The organism is Bradyrhizobium sp. CCGUVB23, from assembly GCF_024199885.1.
In the GTDB taxonomy this organism is placed as follows: Bacteria; Pseudomonadota; Alphaproteobacteria; order Rhizobiales; family Xanthobacteraceae; genus Bradyrhizobium.
Window position 1 is genome coordinate 7,485,097 of sequence record NZ_JANADQ010000001.1, and the last position, 18,716, is coordinate 7,503,812.

The 18,716-nt window shown below is 62.2% G+C and carries 21 protein-coding genes; 7 read left to right on the forward strand and 14 right to left on the reverse strand.

Features of this window, described 5'->3' with window-relative positions; all coding sequences use genetic code 11:
• Positions 1-88: 88 nt before the first annotated feature.
• From NLN62_RS34730 to NLN62_RS34745, 4 genes are all read right to left on the reverse strand, one after another.
• Positions 89-913 carry a hypothetical protein gene (locus tag NLN62_RS34730; RefSeq protein WP_254111772.1) on the reverse strand — a complete coding sequence of 275 codons (825 nt, stop codon included), beginning with the start codon at positions 911-913 and terminating at the stop codon, positions 89-91.
• A gap of 301 nt (positions 914-1,214) precedes the next feature.
• Positions 1,215-1,901: an alpha/beta fold hydrolase gene (locus tag NLN62_RS34735; protein WP_254111773.1), complete on the reverse strand. Its 687-nt coding sequence runs from the start codon at positions 1,899-1,901 to the stop codon at positions 1,215-1,217.
• A gap of 687 nt (positions 1,902-2,588) precedes the next feature.
• Entirely contained in the window at positions 2,589-3,095 is a 507-nt protein-coding gene (locus tag NLN62_RS34740) for a cupin domain-containing protein (RefSeq protein ID WP_254111774.1), read from the reverse strand.
• Positions 3,096-3,593: 498 nt separating this feature from the next.
• Positions 3,594-3,944: a hypothetical protein gene (locus tag NLN62_RS34745; protein WP_254111775.1), complete on the reverse strand. Its 351-nt coding sequence runs from the start codon at positions 3,942-3,944 to the stop codon at positions 3,594-3,596.
• An 876-nt stretch (positions 3,945-4,820) separates the two neighbouring features.
• On the opposite strand from NLN62_RS34745, the gene NLN62_RS34750 reads away from it, so the two are divergent.
• The 4 genes from NLN62_RS34750 (at position 4,821) to NLN62_RS34765 (ending at position 8,852) form a co-directional block, all read left to right on the forward strand.
• Entirely contained in the window at positions 4,821-5,333 is a 513-nt protein-coding gene (locus tag NLN62_RS34750; RefSeq protein WP_027526446.1) for a DUF1269 domain-containing protein, read from the forward strand.
• A 276-nt stretch (positions 5,334-5,609) separates the two neighbouring features.
• Positions 5,610-5,999, forward strand: coding sequence for a hypothetical protein (locus NLN62_RS34755; protein WP_254111776.1), 390 nt, complete (start codon positions 5,610-5,612; stop codon positions 5,997-5,999).
• A gap of 67 nt (positions 6,000-6,066) precedes the next feature.
• On the forward strand, positions 6,067-6,237 hold the full coding sequence (locus NLN62_RS34760; RefSeq protein WP_156944660.1) for a hypothetical protein: 171 nt from the start codon (positions 6,067-6,069) through the stop codon (positions 6,235-6,237).
• Positions 6,238-6,353: 116 nt separating this feature from the next.
• Positions 6,354-8,852, forward strand: coding sequence for an arylsulfatase (locus tag NLN62_RS34765; RefSeq protein ID WP_254111777.1), 2,499 nt, complete (start codon positions 6,354-6,356; stop codon positions 8,850-8,852).
• Between the two features lie 299 nt (positions 8,853-9,151).
• Here NLN62_RS34765 and NLN62_RS34770 read toward each other — a convergent pair whose 3' ends face one another.
• Both NLN62_RS34770 and NLN62_RS34775 read right to left on the reverse strand, forming a co-directional pair.
• Complete coding sequence (locus tag NLN62_RS34770) at positions 9,152-9,706, reverse strand: transposase (RefSeq protein WP_254111778.1); 555 nt, start codon at positions 9,704-9,706, stop codon at positions 9,152-9,154.
• 275 nt (positions 9,707-9,981) lie between these two features.
• Complete coding sequence (locus NLN62_RS34775) at positions 9,982-10,695, reverse strand: hypothetical protein (RefSeq protein WP_254111779.1); 714 nt, start codon at positions 10,693-10,695, stop codon at positions 9,982-9,984.
• A 204-nt stretch (positions 10,696-10,899) separates the two neighbouring features.
• Between NLN62_RS34775 and NLN62_RS34780 the strand changes: the two genes are divergently transcribed.
• Both NLN62_RS34780 and NLN62_RS34785 read left to right on the forward strand, forming a co-directional pair.
• The gene (locus NLN62_RS34780) at positions 10,900-11,229 is read left to right on the forward strand and encodes a hypothetical protein (protein ID WP_254111780.1); all 330 of its coding nucleotides are present in this window, start codon (positions 10,900-10,902) and stop codon (positions 11,227-11,229) included.
• 71 nt (positions 11,230-11,300) lie between these two features.
• Positions 11,301-11,831, forward strand: a complete 531-nt coding sequence (locus NLN62_RS34785; RefSeq protein ID WP_254111781.1) for a gamma carbonic anhydrase family protein — start codon at positions 11,301-11,303, stop codon at positions 11,829-11,831.
• 9 nt (positions 11,832-11,840) lie between these two features.
• Here the strand turns inward: NLN62_RS34785 and NLN62_RS34790 are convergent, their stop codons facing one another.
• Both NLN62_RS34790 and NLN62_RS34795 read right to left on the reverse strand, forming a co-directional pair.
• Complete coding sequence (locus NLN62_RS34790; RefSeq protein WP_254113889.1) at positions 11,841-12,011, reverse strand: hypothetical protein; 171 nt, start codon at positions 12,009-12,011, stop codon at positions 11,841-11,843.
• The gene (locus NLN62_RS34795; RefSeq protein ID WP_254111782.1) at positions 12,008-12,232 is read right to left on the reverse strand and encodes a hypothetical protein; all 225 of its coding nucleotides are present in this window, start codon (positions 12,230-12,232) and stop codon (positions 12,008-12,010) included. Before NLN62_RS34795 ends, NLN62_RS34790 begins: the two co-directional genes overlap by 4 nt.
• A gap of 258 nt (positions 12,233-12,490) precedes the next feature.
• Between NLN62_RS34795 and NLN62_RS53690 the strand changes: the two genes are divergently transcribed.
• Positions 12,491-12,715 (forward strand): hypothetical protein, encoded by a 225-nt coding sequence (locus NLN62_RS53690; protein WP_371933057.1) that lies wholly within the window; start codon positions 12,491-12,493, stop codon positions 12,713-12,715.
• A 224-nt stretch (positions 12,716-12,939) separates the two neighbouring features.
• Here NLN62_RS53690 and NLN62_RS34805 read toward each other — a convergent pair whose 3' ends face one another.
• The 6 genes from NLN62_RS34805 to NLN62_RS34830 form a co-directional block, all read right to left on the reverse strand.
• Positions 12,940-13,437 (reverse strand): hypothetical protein, encoded by a 498-nt coding sequence (locus NLN62_RS34805; protein WP_027526453.1) that lies wholly within the window; start codon positions 13,435-13,437, stop codon positions 12,940-12,942.
• Positions 13,438-13,600: 163 nt separating this feature from the next.
• On the reverse strand, positions 13,601-14,332 hold the full coding sequence (locus NLN62_RS34810; protein ID WP_254111783.1) for an aspartate/glutamate racemase family protein: 732 nt from the start codon (positions 14,330-14,332) through the stop codon (positions 13,601-13,603).
• 4 nt (positions 14,333-14,336) lie between these two features.
• Entirely contained in the window at positions 14,337-15,215 is an 879-nt protein-coding gene (locus NLN62_RS34815; protein WP_254111784.1) for an ABC transporter permease, read from the reverse strand.
• Entirely contained in the window at positions 15,215-16,171 is a 957-nt protein-coding gene (locus NLN62_RS34820) for an ABC transporter permease (RefSeq protein WP_254113796.1), read from the reverse strand. Before NLN62_RS34820 ends, NLN62_RS34815 begins: the two co-directional genes overlap by 1 nt.
• The gene (locus tag NLN62_RS34825) at positions 16,171-17,460 is read right to left on the reverse strand and encodes a PotD/PotF family extracellular solute-binding protein (RefSeq protein ID WP_254111785.1); all 1,290 of its coding nucleotides are present in this window, start codon (positions 17,458-17,460) and stop codon (positions 16,171-16,173) included. Before NLN62_RS34825 ends, NLN62_RS34820 begins: the two co-directional genes overlap by 1 nt.
• A 44-nt stretch (positions 17,461-17,504) precedes the next feature.
• A complete protein-coding gene (locus NLN62_RS34830; protein WP_254111786.1) occupies positions 17,505-18,491 on the reverse strand; it encodes an ABC transporter ATP-binding protein in 987 nt (328 codons plus the stop codon).
• Positions 18,492-18,716 lie beyond the last annotated feature (225 nt).

Sequence of the window (18,716 nt, forward strand, 5' to 3'; positions counted from 1 at the left end):
GCGACTCATAGGATGGGAGGAACGCAAGGTTGGCGCTTGGTAGTCTTGAGAGGGCGACCGGTCAGTCGCCAAGCGGCTGCTGTCCGGATTAGCGCGCTGACCATGGCCATGCCAATAATGGTTGCGGTTTCTTGGCTTGCGACCGCTCCGCGGTTTGCGCCGGCTTTTGCGTCTGGGCGACACTGGCCGCCTGCCGCGGACGCGGCAGTGGTATTGCGGGCATTACCTTTGGCTCTTCGGGGCTCACCTTTGGTGGCGTGTCGGGCGTCGCCTTTGGCTCGGAAGTGTTGGCGACGACCTGGGCGAGTTGTTCCTGGCTCGCGTTGAACCGTTCGGCAAGCATCTGGCTTTCGTGCGCCATCTCGGTCTGGTCCGCCTTGATCTGGTCGATGATACTCTTGTTGCGCGCACTTTCATCCCGGCTCGCCTTGAGCTGGGTCGCGAGATTTTCATTGTCGCTGACCAATTGGTCTTGCCTCGCTTTGAGCTGTTCGACCATTTGGCTCAAGGCAGCGACGTCGCGTGCGATCGGTTGCAGCTGCTGCGCCAACTCGGAATGCAGGTCCACGACAGTTGGCGCGACGTCTTTCGGCGCGGCGATGTCTGGCGTGGCGTGTGTCAGACGTGCGGTGTCTGCGGGGGGCATTATCGCGGTATCAACGGAGGATGACGACCACGAGGCAGCGATACCAATGGAAGCCGCCAACAGAGAACCGGCGAGAGCCGCATAGCGCCAATCTGCCAATCGATGAATCGCTGCCAGGGGGGCGCGAGACGTCTTCGTGTTAGCCAGCGGGATGCTGGTCGGCGGGTCCGTGGCACTGACCCCCGCTTCGCGTGCCAAATTCGAAAGCTGTTCCTCCAGGCTCGCGATCTGTCCTTCCGCGAGATTGTCGTCCAGCGTGGAATTCATTGGCTGCTCCGTATCAAATGCATTGGCATCCGCCTGAGAGCGGTCCACGCATCTGCGCTGCGGCGAAGCTATGTTCAACGGAACGCAGATGGTTCTTGAGTCTGCGACGCTTTCCAGGGCTCGGTTTAACGCAGCCGAGAAGGCGGAACTATGTTCACGGCCGGAGAACTACGGAAGGAACCCTGACCCGTCGGGAGAAAAAAACTCGTCGCCCGTTTCATGGCTCTCTGCTCTGATGCACGGGAGACGACTCCAACGCGGCTTGTAGGACGCGTATCGCTGCGCTCCACCATCCTACGGGCTAGCGTGCCAGGCGCCTCTCATACGCAAGAAGGCGATCGGTCAGTCCTTTCGGATTCGACAAGGCGACGAGATGGCCACCGGGAATTTCCTCTAGTTCCTTTCCAAGCCTTTCACGCGCGACACGCCGTTGAAACTCGACCGGGAAGAAACGATCGTCCTTTGCCGCAAGAACATGAATGGGGATGTCGGGCCAGCGCTCGAAGCGACAGGGCTCGCCGAAAACGGCATCGGCTTCCTCGCGTGGGTGTTCCGGGCCGGTGCGCAGCACGTCCTGCGGCACGTCGTGCAGAAAATAGGTTGCGACATCGAATTCCGTCGCATAGCCGCGGCGCGTCGCAGCTTTTTCCCGCGCTTCGACCGCTCCCGTGGCGCCCCACCATGCGCCGGCGGTCTCCCCGGGTTCGGGGATCATCGCGTTGACGAGCACGGCCATCCGCACGGGCGCACGCTTGCAAACGAGGGGAGCCGTGAAGCCCGCGAGCGACTGGGCGACAAGTATCACGTCGCTTCGTTTCGCGATCGCGCGGATGACGATGTCAGCATACGCCGCGAGACCGGAGTTTCTGTCGTCGCCAGGCAGATCGACCGCGATGGCTTCGTGCCCCGCCGCGCGAATGAGCGGGGCCACGCGGTGCCAATACCAAGCCATGCCGCCTGCCCCGGGGACAAGGACGAATGTTCCCATATGAGTTCTCCTCCGTTGCTGCCGGAATAGTTGCTCAACGAGCTTGCCCCGCTTGATCGGGATTGATCTCACTATGATGTGAGGCCGGGCTGGTTGGAGTCACGAGCTGCACAGAGGAAGTCGATTCACTCCCGACAAGGGAGTGGCAGCGACCTTGTCTCTTTCTCCGTCCCTGAACAGTTGATGTTCGAAATCAAAGGAGGTCGCCATTGAGACGATCCGCTATGCTCCTCTTGCGGCGAGGACTTGATTTCGACCTGGACCAATGCAGCGCGGAGGCGTCATGAGATATTTGACCGCGAGCGTCGTCGCGATTGGGCTGGTGAATTGTCCTGCCATCGCGATCGCGCAGAGGGACTGCAGCACGATACCTCGCGGACCGGCGCGCACCGATTGCTACCTCGCCCTAAGCCAGTTCTATCAGGGACAATCGGAGCTCGCCGCTGCCAGAGCACAGGCGCAATCAGACGCCGCGTGGTATCGGGCAATTACGGGGACGGACCCTCCGAAATACAAGCCGCATCGTCGCAAATAGAGGTTACGCACGCCGCGCCGACCTTGCGACGCTCTGGCCTGCCACCATTCGCTTTTCACCTGGCGCTCGACAAGATCATCTGGCAGTTCGAAGCGCATAAGGCGTAGGCGGTCGATCGCCGGCATTCATAATGCTGGCTTCTCGCTCACCCGTTATTTCATGGCCTGTTTGCTCGGGTCGTCGGCCGGATTGACGTAGTTGATAGCGAACGGCCCGGGTCCGGCGATCTGAACCACGGTCTCTTCCGTGGTCCAGGCATAGTGGTTCATGCCTGCTGGCATTTCGCCAAAAGCTCCGGCTTTCAGGGACTGCCCCTTGTCCATATCGAGCTTGTCGCCGAGACCGACACGGAAATCACCGGAGATCACTGTCACGAATTCGTCGGTGGGATGGTTATGGGCCGGAACTTTGTAGTTGGCCGGCATCTTCAACCGCATTGTGAACAGCCCCTCCTTGCTGGGGTCACCAGCTACGACGGCGAGCTGCGCGCCGGGCGGGATGGTCGGTGGAGCGGGACCCCACTTAATGTCTTCCACATTGACTGGAGGCTTCATTTGCATCTCGGCGGCCTGCGGTGCCGCCTTCGGCAGGATGATCTGTGCTGCTGCTACGACAGCAAGGCCAGAAGCAACGGCAAGTGATAGGGTTGGTCGCTTCATTTCCTTTCCTCCTTGGCTTACTTCTCACTTCACTCACCACAAGCTAGAGGGTTGGGCATCCCCCCTCGTAGCGCTCAGATACGGTGGCTTGTTTCTGTTCGACGCCAATGATCCGGAAATCGGCATACTTGCCTTTCGGACTTGCAACCATCTTACTATGCCCGTCCTTCACGGTCACGCTGTAACCGTAGGGCCGCTGCAAGCTGGCGATAAGCTCACGGTGGCGAATGATACACCTGCGAAGCAGAAGCAGTTCTGGTCGCTGACGACGTGTACGACCCAGCGCGGCCTGTCACTTTTCGACCGCTTTAGAGCTCTCGCTCCATCGCCGGATGCTGCCGGTTCTTCACCTTGACCCGATGCTTCTGCCGCTGGCCTCGGTAAGGTCGATCGCGGTGCTTGGAGAAAAGGCCCTCGCGCCCCATGCTGCGCGCCGCGCGGAAACGCTCGGGACCGACCGAGCCACCTAGGACGAACCGTTGCGCGCTGCCTCACCCCTTAGCGGGGGCGTTTTGAGCGGCGGGCAGCTCCAAGGTGTTTCTGCTCTGTGGGGATGGCCATTTGCAACAAATATTGCAGAAAGGCTGGGATATTTTCCCCTTCGGCCGAACGCCGCTGCAGCTTAGCGGCGATGTCTGTCGTTACAACGCGCGACCAGCCCTCGGTGGTGTTAAAACAGACGATGCGCAGGGGAGGGGTATAGCGGCCCTCCAATAAGTCGCAGATCAGTCTTTCATGGTTATCCTCACCGTACCACCAGGTGCGCCCTACCCAAGTTCCGGAGGCGTCCAGCACGATGTAGGTGTCGTCGTTTAAATCTTTCGGCACGATGGGTGGCGAGCGAGACATAACAAACACTCCCGCCCCGGAAGTGGAAGGCTGTGACGATGAACACCGCCCAAGCGGGCTTATGCCACGGGCGGCTTGCAAATGCGGATTACCTCAATCGGGTATGCGGTAAGATTTTGAACGTCAGCCCACCGCTTTCGCCAATGTCGCTTACCGAACTGACAATTCGAAACGCATCAGCCATACTGACAGGATCCGGGATTTTGCAGCACCCTTCCCGGGGCTGGACAGCGCCGCCTGCATTTATTTCGAGCGGGCGGCGTTGTGTTTCACTCAGGGAAAAGGCAGTCGCGCAACGGGCGCGGGGCTTCGGTCCCGCCTTTCCCTGATCAGGACAATGTCATGGTTGTCGTTCATCGGGCAGACACCTAATCGCTGCGCGCCCATGTCGCATGCTTCCGCGCCGTCCAATCTAGCTGTTCCCGCCACGCCTCAAAGTCGGCTTCGGTCCGCTTGAACAAGAGCATCGCCCACGCCGCCGAGAAAGCTGCGCGTGCGCTCTCGACGCTCACGGCGGTGCCGGAGGTGCATTCGTTGGGACGTGATCCGGGATAGAAGCCGCAGCGCCATTGCCACTTGGTCGGGTTATCCGAGGGAGGCCGATGCCGCCGGACTACTGAGCGTCGTGGGTGTGGATAGGTCTGCTGTTAGCAGTACACCGGACGCTGATCCATGCTCGCATGCACCGCTGCTTTTGACCGGGAGCGGACCTCGGCTGCTCACTGCAACTAAATCTGCCGAAAGCGCATAGTTTCCCATACTAACTTTGGTTCATGGTCAGAGAGATGGCGCGAACCGTCGTGTGTTTTGGGGCGCTCAGTTGTGTACGCGCGTGAGTGCGGTGCGCTGAAAAGTATGAACGTAAAGGAGGATCCTATGAGTGATCTCGTCGTAATCGCATTTCCGACTGAGACGAAGGCAGAAGAAGTCCGTCAGAAACTGTTGGCCATGCAAAAGGAATATTTGCTCGAATTGGGCGATGCCGTGGTCGCGGTGAAGGACGACAAGGGCAATATCAAGCTGAATCAGATGATCAACACGACTGCAGCTGGCGCTGTCGGTGGTGCATTCTGGGGTACACTGATCGGCTTGATATTTTTGATGCCGCTTGCAGGTGCCGCCTTGGGCGCCGCCGGCGGTGCCGTCGGCGGCGCTTTAACGGATGTTGGTATCAACGACAAGTTCATGAAGGACACGGCGGCTGCGATCAAGCCGGGGACAGCGGCGCTGTTCGTCCTCGTGCGGAAGCTAACCGCAGACAAGGTGCTGGAAGGTCTCAAGGGGGAAGGCGGCACAGTGCTGAAAACCTCGCTCGATCACACGAAGGAAGCAGCGCTTCAGGCGGCTTTAGCCGGCGTCAAGGCGGCCATGCCCGCTGCGGCCGCCTGACTGGCCTTCGCGAACTCGACGGCGAGGCTGGAAGCGAGCGTCGCCGTCCGGCGGTAACGGACATTGAGAGGCCATGCCATGTCATTCGGACCAAGCCGACTTCGCGTCGGAGAAGTTGCACGATCGCGTTCGCTGATCGTGATTTTAGAGCACGGCTTTCGACGTGTCACCTCGGTGTTTGTGCTCTTGATGCTTCTCTGCTGGGGTGCGCAAAACAGCTATGGCGCCGAAAATCTGGAATGTCCGGAAATCAGCGCTGCGTCCGTTTCTGATCTCATGGGCGACGCTTCCGGCGGCGGGCTGTTCGTCAGTGAAAACCGCGTCGATCTCGCTAACGAAATCAACGAGGCGATCAATCGGCTGCAACTCGCCAATCCGAATGTCTCGTGGAGCGAGGTGCAGAATGTGCTGATTGCAGCGTATTGTCGTGTCGTCGCCCGCAAAGCGGGGTTCACCGCCGCCGAGCGATGGAGCCGCATGCGCCGGTTCAGCAGCGTTGTGGAACAGCAGATCGCGGCGAACTTGATGGCGCCAGGGGAGCTGATCGTCGCCAACGTTCCGCTTCTTCCCGGCGTCTTTCGGGAGCTCAGGAGCCAAGCCGCAGCCTCGGGTCAGACAACGAGCCAATTGATGGCCGCCATCCTGACGCGCGCCGCAGGGCGATAACGAGGTGGGCAAGCATGGCTGGGAGAGGCTAACGGACGGGGGCATCGACTAGAGGAAGGAGCTGCTCATGGCGCGCGCAGAGGCCGACCGAACACTGAGTCATCTGGATCACGAGATTGTCGCGGCGCTGACCGACTTCCGCGATCCGAACCAAGAGTGGCGCCGTCTCTTCTCCGAGCTGCTCGGAACGTTCGGGACGCCAAGCGATCAAGGCCGGACCATGAGGTCTGGGTTCTGAGATGCGATAACGCGACCTACAGGATCGCCCGCTATCCCGACATGGCAGCCAAGGTAGAGCAATTGCGGTAGCGCCATCTGCGTCGGGGCGCAGGTGCAGCAACAAGGGAGATGGTTATGAAAATATCCGTACTGTTACTCTCCGCCGCTGCATTGACCGTGCTCTCCTCTGTGCAGGCGCCGGGACAACAGACCACCGGCACGCCGGGCTCACCCGGTGCCACGACGACGATTGATGGAAAATATCTTCCGCCGCCGCCGCCAAGGTTTGGCGGGGAAATTGGCCTGCAAGCCAGCCAGTCAAAGCCATATTGGCCCGCCCGTGTGGTGCCACCGCAGGGTGCACCCAACATTCTCCTGATCATGACCGACGACCAAGGCTATGGCGTCTCGGGCACGTTCGGCGGTGTTGTTCCGACACCAGCAATGGATCGCATCGCGCAGATGGGACTGCGCTACACGCAGTTCCATTCCACCGCGCTCTGCTCGCCGACCCGGGCAGCGCTCATCACCGGCCGCAACCACCACTCGGTGGGGTTCGGCACTATCTCCGAACAGTCCACCGGCTATCCCGGATACGACAGCATCATCGGACCGGAAAGCGCCACCATCGGCACGATCCTGAAGCAAAATGGCTACGCCACGTCGTGGTTCGGCAAGAACCACAACACGCCAAGCTATCAGTACGGCGCGGCGGGACCGTTCGATCAGTGGCCAACCGGGATGGGCTTCGACTACTTCTATGGCTTTATGGGCGGCGAAACAGACCAGTGGACGCCCTACCTGTTCCAGAACACCACGCAGATTTCCCCGTGGGTCGGAAAGCAGAACTACAACCTGACGACTGATATGGCGGATGAGGCTATCGCCCATATGCGACGGCTCAATGCTGCCGCGCCCGACCAGCCGTTCTTCGTCTACTACGTGCCCGGCGGCACCCATTCGCCGCACCAGCCGACCAAGGAGTGGGTCGACAAGATCCACGACATGCACCTATTTGACGACGGCTGGAACGCCCTGCGCGAGAAAATCTTCGCCAATCAGAAGCGGCTCGGCGTGATCCCCGCGAACACCCAACTTACCCCTTGGCCAGACGACCTGCAAAAATGGGATGCGCTAACGGCTGATGAGAAGAAGCTGTTCGCGCGCCAAGCGGAAGTGTTCGGCGCTTATGCCGCTTACACCGACCACGAGATCGGTCGCGTGATCCAAGAGGTTCAGGACGAAGGCAAGCTCGACAACACCCTGATCATCTATATCTGCGGCGATAACGGCACCAGCCCGGAAGGCACCACGCGCGGCACGCCGAACCAATACACTGCTTATAACGGCATTCTGGATTTGCCCATCGCTGAACAGTTGAAGGCCTACGATGTTTGGGGGTCAGCCGCGACCTATCCGCATATGGCGGTGGCGTGGTCGTGGGCGTTTGACACTCCGTTCAAGTGGACGAAGGAGGTGGCGTCGCACTTCGGTGGCACTCGGCAGGGCATGGCAATCGCTTGGCCCAACCGTATCAAGGATGCCGGTGGTATTCGCACCCAGTTCCACCACATGATCGACATTGTGCCGACCATCCTTGAAGCAATCGGCATTCCGGCGCCGGTGATGGTCAACGGGATCGCGCAGAAACCGATTGAAGGCGTCAGCATGGCGTACACTTTCGACAAGGCGAACGCCAACGCGCCGTCCACGCGCACCGCGCAGTATTTTGAGATGTGGGGCAACCGCGCAATCTATCACGACGGCTGGTTGGCTGCGACAACGCCACCTGCGCCGCCGTGGCTTCTTGGTACAGCCAAGCTGCCTACGGACCTTGTGAATGGGTACAAGTGGGAGCTCTACAACATCGCGGAGGATTATTCGGAGAATAACGACCTCGCGGCCAAGATGCCGGACAAGCTGCGAGAGATGCAGGAACTGTTCATGGTGGAAGCGGCGAAGTACAACGTCTTTCCGCTGGACAACTCGGTCCTTCAGCGCATCATCGCGCCACGGCCAAGCGCGACCGCAGGGCGGGACACTTTCACGTACTCGGGCGAGATGTCAGGTCTGCCCGAGAGCGATGCGCCCAGCATCCTGAACAGGTCCTATACGATCACTGCCGAGGTGGACATTCCAGGCAGTGCCTCCACCGTTGGCCGCGCGGGCACGCAGGACGGCAACGAAGGGATGATCGTCACCCTCGGTGGCCGTTTCGGCGGCTACGGCCTGTATTTGCTCAAAGGCAAGCCCGTGTTTCTCTATAACCTCGTTGACCTCGAACGCTTCCGTTGGGAAGGCAAGGACGCGCTCGCGCCGGGCAAGCACACTATCGTGTTTGACTTCAAATATGATGGAGCCGGCTTCGGCAAGGGTGGCACGGGCGTCCTGAAGGTGGACGACAAGGAAGTTGCGACCAGCAAGGTCCCGCACACCACCCCATTCCTCATGACCATTGACGAAACCTTCGACGTGGGTGTCGATACCCGCACCCCTGTTGAAGACAAGGATTATCAAGTCCCGTTCCGCTTCTCCGGGAAGATTGACAAGGTCACCGTCAAGCTCGGGCCGGTGCAGCTAACCAGTGATGAACATCGGGTCATTCGGCACGCCCGCGCTGATGCGAATAACTAACTTTCGGCGGAGCCCCGAAGTCCACGGACCGCGGGGCTCTCGACGATGTTTTGCACGTTGGTGAGCTGGTAGGATGGGTGGAGCGCAGCGATACCCATCATCTCGCCATCCGCTCCGGCAGAACGTTCATCGAATGCATCGTCGAGACCGAAGCAGTCGCCGGCCCGGTCTTCGGGATGGACTCCGAGTCTGACGAGATCAGCACAGCGTGGCGTGATGGGTATCGCTGCGCTCCACCCATCCTACCGGGCTCTACTCCAACGCGACTCGTAGGATGGGTGGAGCGGCAGCGATACCCATCATCTCGCCCGCGGCTCCGGCGCTCGTTCGCCGAACGCATCGTCGTGACCTGAGGCGTTGCCGGCCCAATCCTCGGGATAGATTCCGAGCTTCACCATGCGATGAAAGGATGAATACGGCCAATCCCGCACCCGTGTCACCAGCCCATGCTTGACCGGATTGATGTGGACGTAATCGACGTGACTCGAGAAATCGTTTTCGTCCTGAATCGTGTGCTCCCAATAGCGCCGCTGCCAGATGCCGCGTTCGCCTTTGCTCGCGCGGCCACCCGAGATTCGTTCTCCGTTGGGCAGGCGCCGCGAAAAGCCGGTTTTGATCAAGCGCCAGCGCGTGGCGAAATCGGCATCGCCCTCGGGCATTGTCCAGACGGAGTGGAGGTGATCGGGCAGGACGACCATCGCCTCGATCGTGAATGGATGGTTTTGACGCGTCTCCCTGAACGCGATCCGCAATACCTCAATGTGCTCCGTCAACAGCCGCAGGCGGCGCTCCGCCAGGTTGACGGTGAAGAAGAAGTTGCCTCCGGCGACGAAGTTGCGGCGGTAGTCGGTCATGGCGGGAGGTTAGCATAACCTGGCTTGATGGGTATCGCTGCGCTCCACCCATCCTACCGGACTCCCGCCCCAGCAACTGGGCGCCGGGTGGGAGATGTGTTGCCGCATCATTCAAATCGATCACCGCGATGATGCCAACTTGCACCTGATTTGCCCGACGCGTCAAGTGTTATTCGCATAATACGAAATTCGGTATCGCGGCTCCGGCTACTTTGCATGGGGTTGTTTTCGACGTTTTTAGAGGGAGGCTCCCCGCCAGGGCAGTGCGGCCGCGCTCAGCCCTTTGGCCCGCGCAGCTGCGCCGCCAGCCTCTCCATCGCTTCCGCCACGTCGCGCCACTGCGACAGCCAGCTTCGGGGAAATCGGAAGGTGAGGTCGGCGCCGTCGACGCGGCGCTCCGAAAGGCACATGCCGGGGGTGGCCGCATCGCGCGTGCAGCGCGCGGTCAGCGCGGGGCTCGTTGCGGAGAACAGGTCCTCGCTGCCGTAGGGCGTCTCGGTGCGGAACATCCGCATCGTCAGCCCGTCCTCCGGCGAGGTCGCGGCCTGATCGAGATAGCGCGGATAGATGGTGCTGACCCGCAGCTCCGGCGCGAGCGCGTCGTGATGGGCCGCGATCGACAGGAAGATGCGGTCGATCGGCTGCAGCGTCGCGTCCTCCACCGCATCGGCGGTGACATGCTTTGGGGCGCCCGGCACTTCGAGCGAGGGGAAGAGGAAATCGATGTCGATGCGCTCCTGCGGTCCGGAGTGCCGCTGGATCTTCATCCGGATCGCCGCCGTCGGCACGTTGAACAGCGTGCCGCCGACGCTGACCGGCAACCTGTCCGGCGCGCTCGCGCCGACCACCGGCCCCCAGGTCGGCCACAGGAGATAGGCGACCACCGCCACAGCGCCGGCCGCGAACACGCCGCCGAGCACGAGCGGGGCGAGGTGCGCCCTGGTCCGGCCCTGACGGCCGCGGGAAGAGGTTGCCGAGAACACGCTCATTAATGGGTCGCCACAAAGTCGGCCGCTGGCCGACGAATCAACGGCGAATATGCCACGCGGCGGCGGTTCCGCGCATCCGGCCGCTCCCCATGGGGGGATGACTCAGGCGGGGCGCTCCGTTAACCTTTTCTTAAGGCTAATGTAGCGTTAAGCGGCACTTTTTGTCAGAGGAAGGGGCCAGCGTGCGTATGGACGGAACTTCCGATGACTCCTGAGACCTTGAATTCCTTCTTCTCCATCTGCATCGGCTTCGCGCTCGCGGGCGCGCTGGTGAATGGGTACCAGGCCCTTTCGCAGCGGCCCGCCGGCTTCGGGCTGTTGCAGGAGGGTGTGGCGCCGAAGGCCTTTGCGGCCGTGCCATTCCTGGTGTTCGCGGCGCCCTTCATCATCATGCGCAACACGCTGCGCGGAGCACGGCTGGAAAGCCGCCGCATGGAATTCGTGATGATGGCAACCATCATCGCGGGCTTCTGGAGCATGATGAGCGGCACGTTCTTCCTGATGACGTTGCGCGCCGCCGGCGTGCTGGCCTGAGCGCGCGCCTCGCGCCCTTTGCCTGAACGTCGCAGCTCCGCTATGCCAAGGTTTCCTGACAGGAGACCTTCATGGCGATCTACGAGCTTGACGGGCAGGCGCCCGACCTTCCCGCCGACGGAAACTACTTCATCGCCGACACCGCAACCGTGATCGGTCGCGTGCGCCTCAAGCCCGGTGCCAGCGTCTGGTTCGGCGCGGTGCTGCGCGGCGACAACGAGTGGATCGAGATCGGCGAGGGCTCCAACGTGCAGGATGGCTCGACCTGTCACACCGATCTCGGCTTTCCGCTTCAGATCGGCAGGAACTGCACCGTCGGCCACAACGTGATCCTGCACGGCTGCACCGTCGAGGACGGCGCGCTCGTCGGCATGGGCGCGATCGTGATGAATGGCGCGAAGATCGGCCGCAACAGCATCGTCGGCGCGGGCTCCGTCATCACCGAGGGCAAGGAATTTCCCGAGCGCTCGCTGATCATCGGCTCGCCGGCGCGCGTCATCCGCACGCTCGACGATGCGCAAGTCTCAAGGATGGGCAGCGCGGCGAAGTTCTACGTCGCCAACGGCCCGCGCTTCAAGAAAGGCTTGAAGCGGATCGGCTGACGTCGCTCGTCAGCTTCCTTCGGATTCCCGGGCCTCGCGGGATCCGGCGATCTTCTCATGACCCGCGGCCCACAGTGCGTGTTCATCGCTGCCGTCCTGATAGGGATTGGCCTCTGCCGGGATGTTCTCGCGCGCGGCGCGCTCGCCTTCGGCGAAGGGATCAGGATCCGTCGTCATCATTTTGCCTTTCCGGCTCTTGAACGCGCGGTCCGCTGGGCGTTTGCCTGATCGAGCTTGGCACTCTTGCGCAGTGCGTCCTTCAGGTCGGCCGGTATGCCGTGCTTTTCCAGGAGGTCTGCGAAGGCCTCGTCTGCCAGATCCTGAAGGGTCTCCATGCGATCGCGCGCAAGCTGCTTGAGCTTGCCGAACGTGTCCTCGTCGAATGCGATCAGCTTGCGCATGATCGTCGCTGCCTCCCTTTTCAAATCGTACGTGACGGAATTTGTTCCGGAACGCGCCTGTGCGCCCATCGTTGGTGGCGAAAGGGAGAGTTTCCGATGATGAGATTGCCTGCAACAGTTTCGGCATCGATAGCTGCATCGGTCCTTGGTCTGGCGGTCCTTGCGATGTCGACGACGTCATTCGCGCAAACGAGTGGAGGCGGCACGGGCGGAAGCAGCAGCAGCAGCGCAACGTCCGGTGCGACGGGGAGTGGCTCCGTGACTTCAGGTACGGCGGCGGGAACGTCCGCTACCGGTCCCGGCAGCGCCGGGTCGACGGGGCAGGCCACTCTGCCGCGGGGGACGAACAGCCTGGGCACCGCACAGTCCTCCGGCGGGACCGTCGGTATGGGATCCGGTGGAGACAAGTCAGTCGACTCGGCGGTCGATGCGGAGAACAAGCAGATGGACAAGACGGTGAAGAGCATCTGCCGCGGCTGCTGAGCCGGGAGGGAGGCCGATCCCTTAAGTGCTTGAAAAGCAGCCGCAAAAAACAAGGCCGTTGACGCAATATACCGCCAACGACCTTGCCAGCCCCGGATATTGAAATTGGCTCACGCCATCCGGTAACCGGGAGCATGGCGCGGAATCATACGGGGGAATGTGATCTAGTTCACATGCCACAAAATTTTGGCGCGTCAGGCGGGAACGAATCGCTGCCGGCCGGATCAGCTTCGCGATTTGCTTCGCCTGCGCAGGCTGGCGTGGCGGCGGGCCGGCTTCCGGCGGGTAACCGACGGCGTCTCGGTCTCCGCGGCCTGCGCGCTGGCGTAGGACTGTTTGAGCCCGTCGATGGATTCGGTCAGGGTCGCGACCTGCTCCGACAGGCGCTTGGTGTCGGCCTGCTGCGAGGCGAGCAGGCGTTTGACCGTCGAAAGCTGGTCCTGCACCACCTGGAGCTGGTCGATCGATTCCTGCTGGGTGGCTTCCAGCCCCTTGGTTTTCTCCACGAGCTGCTCGGAGGCCTGCGCGGTGCGGGCCTGCAGCAGCCGGGCGGTGACCACCCGGTCGGACTCCGGGGCTGTGCCGGTATAGACGCGCCAGATCGCGATCGAGGTGACCCCGGTGATGAGCAGGAGCAAGGTCGCAGCCGCGAGCGCGATCGGCTGGCTGCCGAGGCGGGTGAAGGCGCTGGTTCGCGTATCGCGCGGTGCGAGATCGATCATCGCTGACAAAGCCCAAAAAATGAACTGAAGTGGCGAAGACCAGCGGCAACGGCCGCCGGGGCGTCCCGAAAACGTTACGTTTCGGCAGGAAATGGGACCAAAAAGAGGCTGAGGGCTGAAAAAGGGCCGTTGCGGCCGCAGAAGGCCGCTTGGGCAACGGGATTCAGGGCTGAAAGCCGCCAAATGGCCCCGAATACGTCTTCGCCCGCGGCGCCGCATAGGGCCCGAGTCGCGACGTCGTCAGCCCGAGTCGCACCAGAGCCTCGGCGAGTGGCACTGCGGCGGCGACGCCGTCGACGACGGGGAGGCCATGCTTGGTCGCGAGCTCGCCGGCGAGGTCGGCCATGCCCGCGCAGCCGAGCACGATGGCTTCCGTGCGGTCCTCGCGGATCGCGGCCGTGATCTCGCTGGAGATCTTGCCGAGCGCATCGGCATTGCGCTCCTCGAGCGCGAGCACGGGGACCTCGGCGGCGCGGACGCGCGCGCAGCGCTCGGCGAGGCCGTATTTCCGCAAATTATGCTCGATCGGCACGATGGAGACACCGAGTGTCGTCACCACCGAGAAGCGCACCGCAATCAGGCTCGCCATATGGAAGGCGGCTTCGCCGATGCCGATCACCGGTGCCTTTGCGATCGCACGCGCCGCATCGAGGCCGGTGTCGTCGAAACAGGCGATGATGTGGGCGTCCGCGCCATCGCGGTCGGCGTCGCGGATGCAGCCGAGCATGCCGGGCACCGCAAAGGCCTCGTCGTAGAAGCCCTCAATCGAGACCGGGCCCATCGTGGGCTGGCGGGCATCGATCAATGTGTCCGGCAAGGCGACGGCACGCGCTGCCGCGGCGATCTTCGCCGTCATCGCAGCCGTGGTGTTGGGATTGACGATGTGGAGCCGCATCAGGTCACACCAGCCCTTTGCCGGCATCCGAGCCCTTTGCGGCCTGCCGCTTGTTCAGCACGTGGATGGCACCGAGCGAAAGGGTGATCACCGCGAAGGATACAGCGGAGATGATGGTGCCGAGCGCGTAGATGTCGGGCTTGGTCACCGTGGTGGTGAGGCCCTGGAGATCCAGCGGCAGCGTGTTCACCGAACCGATCGCCTGGCTTGAGCGGGCGAGCTCGTCCCAGGACAGCGTGAAGCCGAACAGCCCGATGCCGATCACCGAGGGCAGGATGATCGGCAGCACGACGTGACGGAAGGTCTGCCAGGGCGTTGCCCCGAGATCGCGCGCGGCTTCCTCGAGCCTGGGGTCGAAGCGGTTGAAGATCGCGAACATGATGAGCAGGCCGAACGGCAGCGTCCAGGTCAGATGCGCGCCTAAGCCCGAGGTGAGCAGGCCCATCGAGGTCTCGAAATTCTCGTTCCAGTGCGCCTTAATGAGGTCGTCGATGATGCGGAATTCCAGGGAGATGCCGAGCGAGGTGATGATGGAGGGAACGATGAGGCTCGCGATCGCCGAATAGAACAGGATGCTCTGCGCCTTGAACTTGCGGCGGAAGGCCATCCCGGCGGCAACCGACAGCACGACGGTGATCGCCATCACGACGAGCCCGAGCAGCAGCGAGCGGCGGAAGGCGGCACCGAGATCGACGATGCCGGTGCCCTGGAACAGCTTCGACAGCCAGTAGGTCGAGACCCCGTTCATCGGGAAGGTGAGGCCGCCCTGCGGCCCCTGGAACGACAGGATGTAGATCGCGATCATCGGGCCGTAGAGGAACAGCACATAGGCCGCGAAGAACACGGCGAGCACATAGAAGCTGCGCGGGCGTCCATCTCGCATCACAGCTCCTTCCTGATGTCGACGATGCGCGACATCATGGTGATGATCAGGAAGGTGATCGCGAGCAGGATCACGGCGTTCGCCGCGGCCGCCGGGAATTGCAGCGCGTTGAGCCGGGTCTCGATGATCTTGCCGGCGGCGGCGATCTGCTGGCCGCCCATCACGCCGATGGTGATGAAATCGCCCATCACGATGGTGATGACGAAGATCGAGCCGATCACGATGCCGGGCTTTGCCAGGGGAATGATGACGTTGACGAGGGTCTGGAACCCGGTGGCGCCGGCGTCATAGGCGGCCTCGATCAGCGACTTGTCGATGCGCACCATCGAGTTGAAGATCGGCACCACCATGAAGAACGTAAAGAGGTGCACCAGCGCCAGCACCACGGAGAATTCGGAATAAAGCAGCCATTCGACCGGCTGGTCGATCACGCCGATCTTGAGCAGCCCCGAATTGACGAGGCCGTTGCGGCCGAGCAGCGGAATCCAGGCGATCATGCGGATCACGTTCGAAGTCCAGAACGGTATCGTGCAGAGCAGCGACAGGCCCATCTGCCAGGTTTTGGATCTGATGTGGAAGGCGAGGAAGTAGGCGACCCAGAAGCCGATGAACAGGGTGATCGCCCAGACCATGAAGCACAGCTTCAAAGTCTTCACATAGGTCTTGCCGATCGTGCAGAGATCGGGGAGCTGCGCGATGCAGCCTTCGAACGTGTCGGTGTAGCCGCGCCCGGAGAAGGTCGGCAGCAACTGGTATTCGTTGTAATCCCAGAACGAGACGATGACCACGAACACCAGCGGGATCAGGAAGAAGGCGAGAAAGACGAGCATCATCGGCCCGGCCTGGAGCCAGGAGATGAAGGAGGGCGACAGACGCGCCGCGTTCTGGCGCGTCAGTCCCAATCCCCGGGCGAGGCCCGGGGATGCCTGTTGCAGGAGCTCGTCGGACGTGTCCATCACGCTGCGATGAACTCGTTCCACTTGCGGACCATGTAGTCGTTCTCGTCCATGACCGCGTTCCAGCAGGCGACGCCGCCCATGCGGTCCTCGTACGAGCCGCCGTCGCGCACTGCACCGGCCTTCTCGAGCAGCGAGCCGTCGGGCGCCTTGATGTCCTTCTCGGCGGGCTTGCCTTCCATCCAGTAGGCCCACTCGTAAGGCTCCATGTGCGCCTTCGCGGTCGAGAGCACCGCCGAGTAGTAGCCCTGGCGGTTGAGGTACGCGCCGGCGTAGCCGGACAGGAACCAGTTGACGAACTCGTAGGCCCAATCGAGCTTCGCACCCGACACGCCCTTGGAGACGCAGAAGCCCGAGGCCCAGGAGCGGTAGCCTTCCTTCAGCGGCTGGAAGGTGCAGGGGATACCCATCGAGCGCACCTTGGTGACCGCCGGCGACCACATCGACTGGATGACGGTTTCGCCCGAGGCCATCAGGTTGACGCTCTCGTTGAAGTCCTTCCAGAAGGCGCGGAACTGACCGGCCTTCTTGGCTTCGGTCATCACCTTCATGGTGAGATCGATCTCTTCCTTGGTCATGTTGCCCTTGTCGGCATATTTGTACTTGCCGGTGGCTTCCACGACCATCGCCGCATCCATGATGCCGATCGAGGGAATGTTGAGGATCGAGGCCTTGCCCTTGAACTCGGGATTGAGCAGCTCGGCCCAGGAGCTGATCGGCCGCTTGATGAGATCGGGGCGGATGCCGAGCGTGTCGGCATTGTAGACGGTCGGGATCAGCGTCACGAATTCGGTCGCCGACTTGGCGAAGGTCTTGGAGTCCTTGCCTTCGAGATAGAGCACCTTCCAGGGTGCGGTGCCCTGATTGCCGATCTTCTTGCCGCCGGGCGTCTCGCCCTTGGTGAAGACGGGCGTGATGTTGTCGAATTCCTTGATCTTCTTGGCGTCGAGGGCAAGGATGTTGCCGGACGGCACGAGCTTCTTCAGCGAGAAATACTCGGTGTCGAGCACGTCGAAGGAGTTCGGCTGGGTCATCACGCGCTTGGTGACGTCGTCGGTCGTCGCGGTGATGTATTCGATCTTGATGCCGGTGTCCTTCAGGCACTGCTTCGAGATGTCATCGCCCTCGTTCACGGCGGTGCCGAGATAGCGCAGCACTTTCGGCTCGGCCGACATCACGTAGGGAAAGCCGGTGATGGCGCCGGAGCCGGCGGCGAAACCGGCGAGGCCCGCGGTCCCCTTCAACAATGTGCGGCGGCTGACGCCGGTCTTCCTCGTCGTCTCTGTCATATCAGTCACTCCTCTGTGTTGCGCATTTTCTGGACTGGATGGCGCTATTGCAGACGCTGCGCCTTGGCGGGATCCCAGGTGGCCAGCACGCGATCACCCGGACGGAAGGGGTGGGCGTCGAAGGTGGCCTCGGGAACGTGGGAGAACAGGGCGGTCCCGTCGTCGAGCGTGAGCGAGACGGCGACATAGGAGCCCTGGTACTCGGTTTCCGTCAAAAACGCCGGCGCGCCGAAGGCGCCATCCGCGATCGGCTTGATGCAAAGCTGATCGGCGCGCACCGCGATCATCTGGCCGGCATCGGAGAGCACGTTGTGTCCGCCGATGAAGCGCGCGACGAACTCGGTGCGCGGATGATGGAAGATGTCGCGGGCGCTGCCCTGCTGCTCGATGCGTCCCTGGTTCATCACCACGATGTGGTCGGCGAGCGCCATCGCTTCCTCCTGGCCGTGCGTGACCTGGATGAAGCTGATGCCGAGCTCGCGCTGCAGCCGCTTCAACTCCCCGCGCATCCTGACCCGCAGGAACGGGTCGAGCGCGGAGAGCGGCTCGTCGAGCAGCAGGATTTGCGGCTCGGTGATCAGAGCGCGAGCCAGCGCCACGCGCTGCTGCTGGCCGCCGGAGAGCTGCGCCGGCAGGCGCCCGGCATAGGGCGTCATTGCCACCAGTTCGAGCAGCTCGCCGGCGCGCTTGTAGCGCGTCGCCCGATCGATGCCTCGCATCTTCAGCGCGAAGGCGACGTTGTCGATCACGGTGAGGTGCGGAAACAGCGCGTAGGACTGGAACATCATCGCGGTGCCGCGCTTGGCTGGCGGCAGGCCGGTGACGTTGTGGGGGCCGAGGATGATGTCGCCCGCGCTGACCGCCTCGTGCCCGGCGATCATGCGCAGCGTCGAGGTCTTGCCGCAGCCGGAGGGGCCGAGCAGGCAGCAATAGGTGCCGGCCGGGATCTTGAGATTGACGCTGTCGACCGCCAGCGTCGTGTCATAGCGCTTGGTGACCGAGACCAGTTCGAGGGCGGCGGGAAGGGCCATGGGGCTCCCAGGGAAAGAGCGATTTACCGCTTTCCTCGGCAAGGCCCGTGCCAAGCGGAAGTCCGCGGCATTTTTTCGGAACTGCGTAGCAATGTCAGATCGTTAGCCCGGAGACGGCAAATCCGGGCGTCGCGGCGGTGGCCGCCATGGAGCATTATGCACACAAAATGGTCAGGGATTGTATAAAGTTTCGCCTGTTATTGGATACGGCTGGTCGACTAACCT

What these genes read in the sequence shown, in the direction of transcription:
- NLN62_RS34765 (WP_254111777.1), top strand. Translation starts at nt 6,354, where the DNA reads ATGAAAATATCCGTACTGTTACTCTCCGCCGCTGCATTGACCGTGCTC.
- NLN62_RS34755 (WP_254111776.1), top strand. Translation starts at nt 5,610, where the DNA reads ATGGGCGACGCTTCCGGCGGCGGGCTGTTCGTCAGTGAAAACCGCGTC.
- NLN62_RS34740 (WP_254111774.1), bottom strand. Translation starts at nt 3,095, where the DNA reads ATGAAGCGACCAACCCTATCACTTGCCGTTGCTTCTGGCCTTGCTGTC.
- NLN62_RS34745 (WP_254111775.1), bottom strand. Translation starts at nt 3,944, where the DNA reads ATGTCTCGCTCGCCACCCATCGTGCCGAAAGATTTAAACGACGACACC.
- NLN62_RS34750 (WP_027526446.1), top strand. Translation starts at nt 4,821, where the DNA reads ATGAGTGATCTCGTCGTAATCGCATTTCCGACTGAGACGAAGGCAGAA.
- NLN62_RS34770 (WP_254111778.1), bottom strand. Translation starts at nt 9,706, where the DNA reads ATGACCGACTACCGCCGCAACTTCGTCGCCGGAGGCAACTTCTTCTTC.
- NLN62_RS34735 (WP_254111773.1), bottom strand. Translation starts at nt 1,901, where the DNA reads ATGGGAACATTCGTCCTTGTCCCCGGGGCAGGCGGCATGGCTTGGTAT.
- NLN62_RS34780 (WP_254111780.1), top strand. Translation starts at nt 10,900, where the DNA reads ATGACTCCTGAGACCTTGAATTCCTTCTTCTCCATCTGCATCGGCTTC.
- NLN62_RS34830 (WP_254111786.1), bottom strand. Translation starts at nt 18,491, where the DNA reads ATGGCCCTTCCCGCCGCCCTCGAACTGGTCTCGGTCACCAAGCGCTAT.
- NLN62_RS34775 (WP_254111779.1), bottom strand. Translation starts at nt 10,695, where the DNA reads ATGAGCGTGTTCTCGGCAACCTCTTCCCGCGGCCGTCAGGGCCGGACC.
- NLN62_RS34805 (WP_027526453.1), bottom strand. Translation starts at nt 13,437, where the DNA reads ATGATCGATCTCGCACCGCGCGATACGCGAACCAGCGCCTTCACCCGC.
- NLN62_RS34810 (WP_254111783.1), bottom strand. Translation starts at nt 14,332, where the DNA reads ATGCGGCTCCACATCGTCAATCCCAACACCACGGCTGCGATGACGGCG.
- NLN62_RS34815 (WP_254111784.1), bottom strand. Translation starts at nt 15,215, where the DNA reads ATGCGAGATGGACGCCCGCGCAGCTTCTATGTGCTCGCCGTGTTCTTC.
- NLN62_RS34825 (WP_254111785.1), bottom strand. Translation starts at nt 17,460, where the DNA reads ATGACAGAGACGACGAGGAAGACCGGCGTCAGCCGCCGCACATTGTTG.
- NLN62_RS34820 (WP_254113796.1), bottom strand. Translation starts at nt 16,171, where the DNA reads ATGGACACGTCCGACGAGCTCCTGCAACAGGCATCCCCGGGCCTCGCC.
- NLN62_RS34785 (WP_254111781.1), top strand. Translation starts at nt 11,301, where the DNA reads ATGGCGATCTACGAGCTTGACGGGCAGGCGCCCGACCTTCCCGCCGAC.
- NLN62_RS34760 (WP_156944660.1), top strand. Translation starts at nt 6,067, where the DNA reads ATGGCGCGCGCAGAGGCCGACCGAACACTGAGTCATCTGGATCACGAG.
- NLN62_RS34730 (WP_254111772.1), bottom strand. Translation starts at nt 913, where the DNA reads ATGAATTCCACGCTGGACGACAATCTCGCGGAAGGACAGATCGCGAGC.
- NLN62_RS34790 (WP_254113889.1), bottom strand. Translation starts at nt 12,011, where the DNA reads ATGATGACGACGGATCCTGATCCCTTCGCCGAAGGCGAGCGCGCCGCG.
- NLN62_RS34795 (WP_254111782.1), bottom strand. Translation starts at nt 12,232, where the DNA reads ATGCGCAAGCTGATCGCATTCGACGAGGACACGTTCGGCAAGCTCAAG.